Annotated in this window: 10 protein-coding genes and 1 pseudogene; 8 read left to right on the forward strand and 3 right to left on the reverse strand. The window is 32.5% G+C overall.

Annotated features, from left to right (window positions below; all coding sequences use genetic code 11):
- The 4 genes and pseudogenes from FC45_RS07885 to FC45_RS06890 all read left to right on the forward strand — a co-directional run.
- Positions 1 to 222: pseudogene (locus tag FC45_RS07885) on the forward strand (hypothetical protein); the annotation flags it as partial.
- A gap of 111 nt (positions 223 to 333) precedes the next feature.
- Entirely contained in the window at positions 334 to 882 is a 549-nt protein-coding gene (locus FC45_RS06880) for a TetR/AcrR family transcriptional regulator (RefSeq protein ID WP_006588212.1), read from the forward strand.
- 13 nt (positions 883 to 895) lie between these two features.
- Positions 896 to 4,021: an MMPL family transporter gene (locus FC45_RS06885; protein ID WP_006588213.1), complete on the forward strand. Its 3,126-nt coding sequence runs from the start codon at positions 896 to 898 to the stop codon at positions 4,019 to 4,021.
- A gap of 107 nt (positions 4,022 to 4,128) precedes the next feature.
- Positions 4,129 to 5,100 carry a zinc ribbon domain-containing protein gene (locus FC45_RS06890; protein ID WP_006588214.1) on the forward strand — a complete coding sequence of 324 codons (972 nt, stop codon included), beginning with the start codon at positions 4,129 to 4,131 and terminating at the stop codon, positions 5,098 to 5,100.
- Positions 5,101 to 5,143: 43 nt separating this feature from the next.
- Here FC45_RS06890 and FC45_RS06895 read toward each other — a convergent pair whose 3' ends face one another.
- Complete coding sequence (locus tag FC45_RS06895; RefSeq protein WP_057706493.1) at positions 5,144 to 6,526, reverse strand: NAD-dependent succinate-semialdehyde dehydrogenase; 1,383 nt, start codon at positions 6,524 to 6,526, stop codon at positions 5,144 to 5,146.
- 127 nt (positions 6,527 to 6,653) lie between these two features.
- On the opposite strand from FC45_RS06895, the gene FC45_RS06900 reads away from it, so the two are divergent.
- Entirely contained in the window at positions 6,654 to 7,151 is a 498-nt protein-coding gene (locus tag FC45_RS06900) for a nucleoside 2-deoxyribosyltransferase (RefSeq protein ID WP_006588216.1), read from the forward strand.
- 34 nt (positions 7,152 to 7,185) lie between these two features.
- Here the strand turns inward: FC45_RS06900 and FC45_RS06905 are convergent, their stop codons facing one another.
- Both FC45_RS06905 and FC45_RS06910 read right to left on the reverse strand, forming a co-directional pair.
- Positions 7,186 to 8,037, reverse strand: a complete 852-nt coding sequence (locus FC45_RS06905) for a helix-turn-helix domain-containing protein (protein ID WP_006585644.1) — start codon at positions 8,035 to 8,037, stop codon at positions 7,186 to 7,188.
- A gap of 1 nt (position 8,038) precedes the next feature.
- On the reverse strand, positions 8,039 to 8,833 hold the full coding sequence (locus tag FC45_RS06910; protein ID WP_006588217.1) for an alpha/beta hydrolase: 795 nt from the start codon (positions 8,831 to 8,833) through the stop codon (positions 8,039 to 8,041).
- Between the two features lie 197 nt (positions 8,834 to 9,030).
- Between FC45_RS06910 and FC45_RS06915 the strand changes: the two genes are divergently transcribed.
- The 3 genes from FC45_RS06915 (at position 9,031) to serS (ending at position 11,712) form a co-directional block, all read left to right on the forward strand.
- The gene (locus FC45_RS06915; protein ID WP_006588218.1) at positions 9,031 to 9,636 is read left to right on the forward strand and encodes a TVP38/TMEM64 family protein; all 606 of its coding nucleotides are present in this window, start codon (positions 9,031 to 9,033) and stop codon (positions 9,634 to 9,636) included.
- On the forward strand, positions 9,633 to 10,166 hold the full coding sequence (locus FC45_RS06920) for a GNAT family N-acetyltransferase (protein ID WP_006588219.1): 534 nt from the start codon (positions 9,633 to 9,635) through the stop codon (positions 10,164 to 10,166). The genes FC45_RS06915 and FC45_RS06920 overlap by 4 nt, the downstream gene beginning before the upstream one ends.
- A gap of 238 nt (positions 10,167 to 10,404) precedes the next feature.
- Positions 10,405 to 11,712, forward strand: coding sequence for a serine--tRNA ligase (gene serS, locus FC45_RS06925; RefSeq protein WP_006588220.1), 1,308 nt, complete (start codon positions 10,405 to 10,407; stop codon positions 11,710 to 11,712).
- The last annotated feature ends 85 nt before the right edge of the window (positions 11,713 to 11,797 follow it).

Raw genomic sequence — 11,797 nt, forward strand, 5'->3', positions numbered from 1 at the left:
ATCTATTTACACAAAAAATTTGACAGTTTCACTTTTTCTGTAAAAAGTCCACTAGTAAGTAAAATAAATAATGCAACTATAATTCAAATAGGTGATAATAAATCAGCAGTTGCTTTAGTAAATACAAGTAAACATAGTTATATTATTGCGGTTACTTCAAAAGACAATAGTTCTTTCGCGGAATTAGGATTTTCAATTAGTAATTGGTTTAATCAAAATTAAGACTTGGCATTAGCTAAGTCTTTTTTTGTAACACTAATCTACAAAGTGTAGAAAGAAATCTACATTGTATCGTGGTATATTATTTTTTGTTGATAATTGGAGGTGAAAATATTGGTTAAGAAAAGGACGTTAGATTTATCTAAAGTATTAGCTGCTACTAGCGAGTTAATAGATAAGCAGGGGATAGCAGCTGTTACATTTCCTAACCTTGCTAAAAAATTAGGGATTCGTTCTCAGTCTTTATATCATTATATTGATAATCGTACGCAACTGTTATCACTTGTCGGTGCTAATCGAATTAAGGCTTTGAATGAAAACTTGAAGGAAAATCTAGTAGGTATGTCAGGTCAAGAAGCAATATTGAAGTTTTGTGATTTGATTCGTGACTATTTACTAGAAGATAGTGCGTTGGCTGCAATTTTATATCATTTAAATGAATATGAACGTGATGCAGAGATCAATATTGAGCTTTTAAAAGTTATTGAGCTAGGAACTAAACTAAAATCTGATGAAGATGAACCGATATCAGTTCATGCTTTAGTTGGTGCAGTTTTAGGGTATGTCTTCTTTGACCGTTCAGCTATATTTAGCGGAGAAAGTAAAGAAGAAAGAAATTCTAATTATCATCAAATGATATTGCGTTTAATAGAAACGGTTTAGAAGGGGGAAAACAATGCAAAAGTTTATAAAAAATCATGTATTTTCATTGATTGCCTGGTTGCTGATTTTAGTTATATCTATTGTTGCATTACCCAATGTTAATCAGCTAACCCGTGATCACGCTGAAATAAAATTACCTGCAGATACACAAACTACTATTGCTCAAACTTTCAATAATGAATGGAGTAATAAAACTAAGAATACATATGAGATTGCGTTAGTTTTTAATAAAAAAGATGGAAAGTTAACTAAAACTAATCAATCAGCAATTAATCAGACAATTTCTGATTTAAAAGAAAATAAAGACAAATACGGAATAAAAAATATCTTAGCTCCTAATGATAATGTTGCAACTAAGAAGCGTTTAAAGTCTAATGATAAAACGACTTGGCTTGTTCAGTTAAATGTTTCAAAATCACATGGAACTATTTCAGATATTAATAAAGAGTTGCAAAAAGCTATTAAAACTCAAGGTGTCGCAACTTATGTAACTGGTGCAGATATTTTAAACGATGACTTTTCTGCATCTATTCAAGAAGGAATTAAGAAAACAGAATTAATATCGATAATTTTTATTTTTATTGTTTTAGTTTTAGTTTTCAGATCCCCAATTGTCCCATTGATTTCTTTATTTACAGTGGGAGTATCTTTCTTAACAGCTTTTTCAATTGTAACGAATTTAGTAAAAAATGCTAACTTCCCATTTTCCAACTTTACCCAAGTTTTTATGGTAATTGTGTTATTCGGAATTGGTACTGATTACAATATTCTTTTATATGATAAGTTTAAAGAGAATTTAGGTAATGGTTTAGCAGTTGGTGAAGCAACTAAAGATGCCTTGCATAAAGCAGGAAAAACTATCCTGTTTTCAGGCTCTTCTATATTAATTGGCTTTTCAGCACTAGCTTTAGCTAAGTTTTCAATTTATCAATCAGCTACTGGTGTTGCAGTTGGTGTTGCAGTACTGTTACTTGTCTTACTAACCTTAAATCCATTCTTTATGATGAGTTTAGGTGCCAAGATGTTTTGGCCAGTTAAAAAGTTTGAAGGTGAAAGTGAAAGTAAGATTTGGACTTTCCTTGCTTCTAATTCAGTAAAAAGACCAATTTTGCATATCATCGTAACATTCTTAATTGTTACACCATTTATGGCACTTTATAGTGGTCATCTTAATTATGATGATACAGATGAAATTAGTAATGATACACCTTCAAAAGCTGGATTATTGGTAGTTCAAAAACACTTTTCTAAAGGGATGGCAATGCCATCATATCTTTATATAAAGTCAAAGCATACTTTAGATAATGAAAAAGACTTAAAATTAATTGATGAAGCTACACGTCAACTGCAAGCAAGTAAAGGAGTAAGTTTAGTTACTTCTGTAACGCAACCTTATGGTGAAAAAGTTAATCAGCTCTATGTAAATAAGCAACTTAATACTGTAACTCAAGGTGTAGGTTCAGCACAAAGTGGCTTGACTAAATTAAGTAATGGTTCAAGTCAAATGACTAATGGTTTAGGACAATTAGTATCTGGTTCTCAAACTTTAACTAATGGCTTAAACACAATGGCTAACCAACTTAATAGCCAATTATCAACAGCTAATCAAAGTCAGTTAAGTCAATTACAATCGGCTTTACCTCAAATCAATCAAGGTATCCAAGAATTAAATTCAGCCTTACGTAGTTCAGGTGCTTCAATTGATACAACTAGTTTAACTAACAATTTAACTGATGCAGGTAATAATGCTAAATTAATTGGGACCAATTTAACTACTGCAGGTGAAATTCTTAAACAGCTTCAAGCCTCAACAAGTTCAACTTCAACTGATACTAGTCAAATTTTAGCTCAGTATCGTGCTGTAGAAGCTAAAGCAGGTTTGAATGACCAACAAAAACAAGCTATGGAACAAGCTTTAATGACTATTTTGTCAGGAGTTAACAGTAAAGTTCAAGCGCAGACTAGTGCAGCAACTACATCATTAGAAAAAGTAGCTGCAAACTTGCAAGCGGCAGGTTTAGCTGATCAAAGCTTAGGAAATAACTTATCCAATGTTGCTACAACTCTTCAAGGCTTATCTGGTTTGAGTAGCCAAATTAGCACTCTTCAAACTGAAGTTAATAAATTAGCAACAGCATCAAACCTTGCTTTACCAGGTGCTAATCAAGCTATTACTAAGTTATCTTCAGGCTTAAATCAAGTTCAGAGTGCTGTATCAAGTGCTTCTACTGGTAGTTCACAAATTACTAATGGAGCTCAAAAACTTTATAGTAATTCACCAGTGCTTACTGATGGAATTAATAAAGTAAATTCTGGCTTGGGTGAAGGAACTACATACTTATCAGGTCTTGCAAATTCTGCAGCTAGTGATGAATTTTATATCCCAAGGAAGTATTTAAAGAGCTCATTATTCCAAAAATCAATTAATAACTACATGAGCAATGATAAGAAAATGACTAAGATTATTGTGGTTCTTGATTCAAATCCAAGTTCTGACAAAGCTGCGGTTAAGTCACATAAACTTAGTGCTATGGTTAAGAAATCACTTGCTGGAACTGATTTAAAGGATGCAGAAGTGGTAATGGGAGGACAAAGTTCACGAATTGAAGATACTCGTCAAACAGCTTCTAAAGACTTTACTAGAACAGCAATAATAATGTTAGTTGGAATTGGCTTAGCCTTAATTGTGGTGACTAGATCAATACTCCAACCAGTATTCATTCTTGGTACTTTATTAATTGCTTACTTCAGTTCATTAACTATTAATGAATGGTTTATCAAGGCTTTTATGGGTAAGGATATGCTTACTTGGAATACTCCATTCTTTAGCTTTATTATGATTATTGCCTTAGGTGTTGATTATTCTATTTTCTTGATGATGAGATATCGTGAATTAGATGAAACAACTGCAAGTGAAAGAATGGTTCATGCAAGTGCAATTATTGGTACGGTTGTAATTAGTGCAGCTATAATTTTGGGTGGAACCTTTGCGGCACTTATTCCATCAGGTATTCCAACTTTAATTGAAGTTGCAATAACAGTAATTGTCGGTTTAGCTATTTTAGTAATTTTGATGCCAATTCTTTTGTCTGCAGCTGTAAAATTAGCCTATGAAGGATTCAAGAAGTCTAAGCATTAAATTTAGAAAGAAAAAAAGACTGTATAATACAGTCTTTTTTTCTATGCAAAATAAATTTAAAAATTATAATGGTAATTAGTAAATAAAATTTTTAGAGGTTTTAATTAATGAAAAGATGTCCAAATTGTGGTCACTTGTTAAAAATTGACGAATCCGTCTGTACATATTGTGGCTATACATTTTCAAAAGAAGCTGAGCAAAATAAGGCAGAGTTTACAAAAGTTAAACAAGGGATGAGTAGAAGCCAAATTCAAAAGGAAAACTCAACAAACTTGATGAATACAGTAAGTAAGCTGCCATTAAAAGAAATTTTTCAAAAGATGCTTTTATGGATTCATAAGAACTCAACAATTGTTTTTGTAACTGGATTAATTTTAATGGTCTTTACTAGTATTGTTCCTGAATTAGGATGGACATGCTTATTGTTGCTTTTAGGTTGGCTGTTCTGGGTATGTAAGAGAGATACTCCTGTTAAGCAATATACTGTTGATAAACAGCTAACTGCTGACCTTAATAAAACTGGAGAACGGTTTGGAGAAAGAGCGGATAGGCAAAGAGAACGAATAATTAATGAGCATCCTGAAGTGGAAGAAAAAGTTAGAAAAGTAAAACAATTTAGATTACCTAAAAGTGCTAGTGTTTATCGTTGGGGAGCAATATTAACTTCTTTGATTAGCTTATTTATTTTCTTTTCAAAATCTGAGAATACCAACTCATTATCTAGGACAATTCTTACTTTTGCTAATAATCAATTTTCATCATCTCAAACTATTTTTGCGGTACTAGTCTATATTGGTTGGGTTTATATAGTAATTACACCGTTCCTCATTATTTATCGATTATTGAAAAATCAAACTGTAAGAGCTTTTGTTTTTGCCTTAGTTGAGACAATTTTATTATTGGGGTTAATAATTTATTCTTCTAGGACTACAGCTATTTCAACTTTTGGTAGTTTAACTAAGCAATTAATATCTACATTAACAGCTATTGCCGTTAATTATTATTTATTAATTTTTACTAGTGTATTAACTACTGTGTTGACATTGATAAATCTCATTAAAGATAAAAAAGATATATAAAAAAATACCTTCCTAATTTTTTAGGAGGGTATTTTAGTACAGTTTATTTATTTATCTTAGTACAATCAATTACCAAATGTTCATTAATAAATGCGTTAAGTCCAAGTTCGCTTAATTCACGACCATAGCCTGAATTCTTGACACCACCAAAGGGCAGTTCAGGGGCAGTTATCCAGCGTCCATTAATAACTGTCATTCCAGTTTCGATTTGACTAGCGATTTCTTGAGCTTTATTAATATCAGAACTAATAATAGAAGAACCAAGGCCAAAGCTGGAATCGTTAGCTAGTTCAATAGCTTCGTTTATATCTTTTACTTTGTATACGCAAGCAACAGGACCGAATAATTCTTGGTCAAAAACTGGATTTACTTTGCTGATGTTGGTTAGAATTATCGGTCTAAAGAAAGCACCTTTTTCATTAATCTCAGGATATTGATAAAAAATAGTAGCGCCAGCTTCACAAGCTTCATTAACCTGGTTAGTTAACTTCTTTTTAGCATTTTCTGAATTTAAAGGAGCTAATGTAGTGCTGGAATCCATCGGATTGCCAGGTTTTAAATTGGAGAAAATGTTCTTTAATTCATTAAGAACTTGATCATATTTATCTTCTAAAACAATAATTCTTTTAGAAGAAGTACATACTTGACCACAATTATAAGTACGCGCATCTTTTAATACTTTTTTGAGTAGAGCATCATCTGCATCATTCAAAATGATGAAAGGATCATTACCACCTAATTCCATAGTTGATTTTTTTAGATATTTACCAGCTTGCATAGCAACACTGGCACCGCCTCGTTCAGAGCCAGTTAATGCAACCCCTTTAATTCGCTTATCACTGATTACATCAGCTAATTGCTTATATGATAAGTATAGATTCATCATACTACCTTCAGGAGCGCCAGCTCGTTTAATAATTTTCTCTGCTAAAGCGGCACATCTTGGAACATTATGGGCATGCTTTAAGATCATAGGATTACCAACGATAAAATTAGGAGCGAAGACACGTATAATTTGATAAAGAGGAAAGTTCCAAGGTTCACATGCCATAATAACCCCTATTGATTGTTTGAGATAGTACGAATTACCTAAAGAAGAGTTTAATGGGACTGAAGTTAGCATATCAGGACCATATTGGGCAAAGTATCGACAAATATTGATACATAAATCAACTTCGTCTAATGCTTCAACATAAAGTTTTCCCATCTCTTTTGTCATAATTGTTGCCATTTGAGTTCGGTTATTTTCGAAATTATCGGCAATTTTATTTAAAATTTTGCTTCTTGATTTAGGACTCTCATGCCGCCACTTTTTGTATAAGCAATTGGCTAAGTTGATACTTTGTTCGATATGTTGGCTACTTGGATTAGAATATTCTGCGAAAACTTCATTTGTATATGGATTAATGGATTGATAATTTGACATGTAAATACCTCTTTTTAAAAAGACTATAATTTTTATTATAAAACGTTTTCAAGAGAGAGTTAATTTTTTTATTTAAAAAATTTCTTTGCTAAAATATTGATATAAAAAATGAAAAAGGGGAAAAATAATGACTGTAATTTCAACTGGCAATGTGTATTTAGGAACACCATTTTATAATGATGCACAAAAAAAGAGAGTGAAATTAGCTCAAGAATATCTAGCAGAAAATCCAACTGTTGTTAGGGTTCATTTTCCATTTGATTATGAATTTGTTGATCCTGAAGAACCAAATCCTAAAGCAGGTATTCCAAGTTTAAAATGGCAACTTGCTACTTATCAAAACGACATTACTGGCTTAGTAAATGCTAATGTAGGTGTCTTTTTATATGATATGGATAATATTGATGATGGAAGTGCTTTTGAAATTGGCTATATGCGTGCAATGCACAAGCCAGTTATTTTAGTCCCATTTACAGAAAATCCTGATAAAGTTAAGAAAATGAACTTAATGCTTGCCCAAGGTGTAACAACTTTAATTGATGGAAATACAGAATTTGAAAAGCTAAAAACATATGACTTTAACTCATGTATGAGTAACCCAGTTACTGGATATCGTATTTTTTAATGAAAAAGAGCCTGGAAAAATCCAGACTCCTTTTTTATAAACTTTTTAAGGCACTTTGTGCATATTCAATTACTTGTCGATTATCATTAAGTCGACCAAAAGCAATAGCATCATAAAATCTTTCTTTTGCTTTTTGGGTATCACCATTTTGTGCAATAATATTTTGCCCTAAACGCAGACAAGTTCTAGCTAAGAAAAATACTAGGTGACGAGTTGCACATAAGTCATATGCAGCATTTAATAATTTGTCGGAATGCTTATAGTCACCTTGTTCACCATAAAATTCTCCAGCAGTGCACAAGATAGAAAGAACTTGAATTGCTTCTTCATTACTATTGACTTTAAATTTTAAAACTTCATTTTTTATTTGATCATAGTAATGTTTCGCTTTATCGAATTCTTTTTGACTGAAGTATACTTCACTGCAACCATTTAAAGCCAATAATCGATAAATACTATCTGTTTTTAATTCAGCTGCAGTTAAAATACCGTTGAAATAATAAAGAGCACTCATTGGCTCATTTTTTTCATAAAGAGCAACTTGGCCTTTTAAGTATTGATAATGAAACTTATCATCACTCTTTTTTAAAGTGTTTTGCTTAATCTTGGCCATAATTTTTGCAAGTTTTTCATAGTCATATGAAACTAGTGAAAAATCTGCTTCTATTAATTGCTCTGTAACTCCCGTTTCATCTGATGGTCCCATTAAATCTGAAAGAGAAATATTCATTCTTTCACATAATTGATTCAAAATCTTAAATGATGGAACTAAACCATTATTTTCAAACTTACTTAAAGTGGACTGAGTACAAATACCCGAACATAGCTCTGTCTGAGATAGTTTCAGAGACTTTCTAATTTGTACAAACTTATCTATATTCAACATTCTACTTATTCCTTTTTATGGCTTGATAGAGAAAATCTAGCGATTCATCTATATAGTCATTTGCATAGGCCATAGCATGACCTGAGCCAGGTAAAGTAAGAAGCTGTATTTCATGTCCTGAATTAGCTAAAAAGTGGATAAAGTTAAAAACACCACTGAGTTCAACTAATTCATGACTAGAATTGATTAACATTAACTGATTAAGGTTATGATAATCATATGAATCAGCATCTAACTCTTGTAAAGCTTCATAATTGTTACTTCCAATGTAAGTTACAGTAAAGTATTTATAAAATGAAGCAGCTATTTCATCAGGATCACTTATTCCTAATTCTGTTCTAGCATCTGGGGATGGCAAAACTTTTTTATGCTTTTTCATCCAATTATAAAAATCGACTGGTGCAGACCAAGTAACTGTTGGGAAACCGTAAAAACCAGCAAGTTGTAAAGCTAAAGTGCCACCGGCGCTTGCTCCAATTTGTACTACATTTTTCTGATCATCTGAGTCAGTATAACTTGAGTTTAATAACCAATCGATAAAATTTCTTGCATCTTGGTGAGCAGCGGGAAATATATTTCGAGGGGCAAGTCTGTAATCAGGAATAAGGGTCATAAATCCTGCATTAGCAAATTTAATGCCCAAATTTTTGCAATCATCTTTAGTTCCTCGAATAAATCCACCACCATGCCAAAAAACTAATATTTTAGTTTTTGAGCTAGTATCATTAGGAAAATAGATATCAGTTCTTAAATCATGTTCAGAGTCATATATGACATTTTGCTTAATGACTACCATCAATCCATTCCTTTCTTTTGCGGTTTCGAGGCTATTATAGTAAAAAAAGCATATAAAAAGCCAATAAAAACAATTGGTATCTTAAAAAAATAACAAATACTTTAATTTTGATAAGAAAATAGTGTATTTTTAAATTGTTTTAGTTTATTGATTTACATTTGATAAAATATTTTAGGTAGGATAGAAAGGCGGAAAAAATGCAATTATCTGCTGAAAAAAGTCGAAAATTGATTAATGTCTTAACATTAATATCTTTTATTGTAATCATTGCTTTAGTTATTTATTGGTGGAAATTAGGGATTTTTACTAATCCCAATAAAATGAAGGCATACTTAGCTGATAAGAAAATTGTTGGCCCCTTGCTATTTGTATTAATTCAAATTGTTCAAGTAGTGATACCAATAATTCCTGGAGGAGTTTCTCTTTTAGCTGGAGTAGTATTTTTTGGACCAATTTGGGGATTTGTCTACAATTATGTTGGAATATGTCTTGGTTCATTTATTATTTTTTATTTATCAAGAAGATATGGAAAGCCATTTATTTTGCATTTAGTTTCTGAAGAAACATTAGACAAGTATATTAAGTGGACAAAAAATCAGAAAAAATTTAATTGGTTTTTCGCTCTTTGTATTGTAGCCCCTGCTGCACCTGATGATGTTTTGTGCATGCTAGCGGGATTAACTCAAATGAAATTTTGGACTTATTTTTGGATTATTATTTTAGGGAAGCCATGGACAATTGCTGCGTATAGTTTTGGATTATTATACGGGGCTAAATGGTTATTTGGTATTTTTAAAAAGTGATAGGAAAGAAAATTTATTTACGACGTTTTATAAAAGAAGATGGAGAACAACTTTTTTTATGGAGTAAGAATCCCGTCTATTTTGAAAAAGCACGTTTTACGCAATATAAGGATTTAACAGCAGCAAGGCGTGGAGCAACTTTACTAGCTGAAAGAAAAAATAGCTTTGCAATATGTAGTTTAGAAAATAGCAAACTTATTGGAATGGTTGAATTGTATGAACGAGGTGCCAGTCCTAGTTTATTAAATACCTGTGAAGTTGGTTTTTTACTTGATGAAAAATATTGGCATCAGGGATTAATGAAAGAGGCTTTGGAGCTGGTCTGCGATTATGCCTTTAATAAGATCGGGATGAAAGAAATATGGGCAGGGGTTTTTCAAGATAATGATGCTTCAATTCAGTTGTTAAAGAAGATAGGATTTGAGTATATATATCAAGTAAGTTATCCTAATTTGTTTTCATCTGAAACTAAAAAAGAAAATTATTATCTTTTACGCTCAGATAATTGCAAATTTACGCTTTCATGTTAAAATTTAGGTAAACGCGAAATCCTAAGACAGCTTCAGAGAGTCCGCGGTTGGTGTGAGCGGATGAACGTCGTTTCCAGATTTCTTAAAGTGGGCAATTAATAGTTGCACGGTTTGCGCCGTTATCGCAAAGTAATGAGTGTGGCCTAGTTTAGGCTGAACTTGGGTGGTACCGCGAACCGTGATCCGATTCGTCCCAGTGATGGGACGGGTCGGCTTTTTTATTTTTCGGAGGTTTTTTATGTTAGATATTAAGGTTATTCGTGAACGCCTTGATTGGGCAAAAGAAAAATTGGCTACAAGGGGCATTAAGCCTGAAGAATTAGATGAAGTTGTAGCTATTGATGAAAAGCGTCGTGCTAAGTTAAGTGAAACTGAAGCATTAAAGGCAAAGCGTAACGAAGTTTCAAAAGAAATTGCTGCCAAAAAGCGCAATAAAGAAAACGCTGATGACGCAATCAAGGCAATGCGTGAAGTAGGTGAACAAATTAAGAAGCTTGATGAAGAAGTTGCAGAACTTACTGAAAAGCAAAACTACATCTTACTTCGTTTACCTAATTTCCCAGATGATTCTGACCCAATTGGTCCAGATGAAAGCTACAATCAAGAAGTAAGAAAATGGAATGAACCAACTAAGTTTAACTTTGAACCTAAGGCTCACTGGGATTTAGGTGATGATTTACATATCTTAGACTTTGATACTGCTGCTAAAGTTTCAGGTGCTCGTTTTGTTTACTACAAGGGTGCAGGTGCTTTACTTGAAAGAGCAGTATACAACTTCTTCTTAGATGAAAATACTAAAGAAGGTTATACTGAAGTTATTCCACCTTATCTTGTAAATGACGATTCAATGCAAGGAACTGGACAATTCCCTAAATTTACTGAAGATGTATATACTATCGTAGATAACGATGATCCTGATAAGCCATTAAACTTAACTTTAATTCCAACTGCAGAAGTACCACTTGTTAACTACTTTAGAGGTGATATTGTTGATGGTAAAAAACTTCCTATTAATGTGACTGCTTTAACTCCAGCATTTAGAAGTGAAGCAGGTAGTGCAGGTAGAGATACTCGTGGTTTAATTAGAATGCACCAATTTAACAAGGTAGAAATGGTTAAGGTATGTAAGCCAGAAGAATCATGGAACGAACTTGATCGTTTGACTCATAATGCTGAACACTTGCTTCAAAAGCTAGGCTTACCATATCACGTTGTTGCATTATCAACTGGGGATGCAAGTTTTACTAGTGCTAAGACTTATGACCTTGAAGTTTGGATGCCTGCACAAAACAAGTATCGTGAAATTTCAAGTTGTTCTAACTGTACTGATTTCCAAGCACGTCGTGCACAAATTAGATATCGTGATGAAGATGGTAAAGTTAAGCTTGTTCACACATTGAACGGTTCAGGCTTAGCAGTTGGTAGAACTGTTGCTGCCATTCTTGAAAACTACCAAAACGAAGATGGTAGTGTAACTGTACCAGAAGTATTGGTTCCATATATGCATGGTATGACTAAGATTACTAAAGAAGATACTTTAGGTTAATTCTGATAATTAGAGAAAGAGAGGCTATTTAGCTTCTCTTTTTTTACTCTTTTCAGAAAAAATAAAAAAAGTTTTTAGTCGATTC

It is taken from the genome of Lactobacillus jensenii DSM 20557 (assembly GCF_001436455.1).
Taxonomy (GTDB): Bacteria; Bacillota; Bacilli; order Lactobacillales; family Lactobacillaceae; genus Lactobacillus; species Lactobacillus jensenii.

What these genes read in the sequence shown, in the direction of transcription:
- FC45_RS06885 (WP_006588213.1), top strand. Translation starts at nt 896, where the DNA reads ATGCAAAAGTTTATAAAAAATCATGTATTTTCATTGATTGCCTGGTTG.
- FC45_RS06890 (WP_006588214.1), top strand. Translation starts at nt 4,129, where the DNA reads ATGAAAAGATGTCCAAATTGTGGTCACTTGTTAAAAATTGACGAATCC.
- FC45_RS06895 (WP_057706493.1), bottom strand. Translation starts at nt 6,526, where the DNA reads ATGTCAAATTATCAATCCATTAATCCATATACAAATGAAGTTTTCGCA.
- FC45_RS06900 (WP_006588216.1), top strand. Translation starts at nt 6,654, where the DNA reads ATGACTGTAATTTCAACTGGCAATGTGTATTTAGGAACACCATTTTAT.
- FC45_RS06905 (WP_006585644.1), bottom strand. Translation starts at nt 8,037, where the DNA reads ATGTTGAATATAGATAAGTTTGTACAAATTAGAAAGTCTCTGAAACTA.
- FC45_RS06910 (WP_006588217.1), bottom strand. Translation starts at nt 8,833, where the DNA reads ATGGTAGTCATTAAGCAAAATGTCATATATGACTCTGAACATGATTTA.
- FC45_RS06915 (WP_006588218.1), top strand. Translation starts at nt 9,031, where the DNA reads ATGCAATTATCTGCTGAAAAAAGTCGAAAATTGATTAATGTCTTAACA.
- serS (WP_006588220.1), top strand. Translation starts at nt 10,405, where the DNA reads ATGTTAGATATTAAGGTTATTCGTGAACGCCTTGATTGGGCAAAAGAA.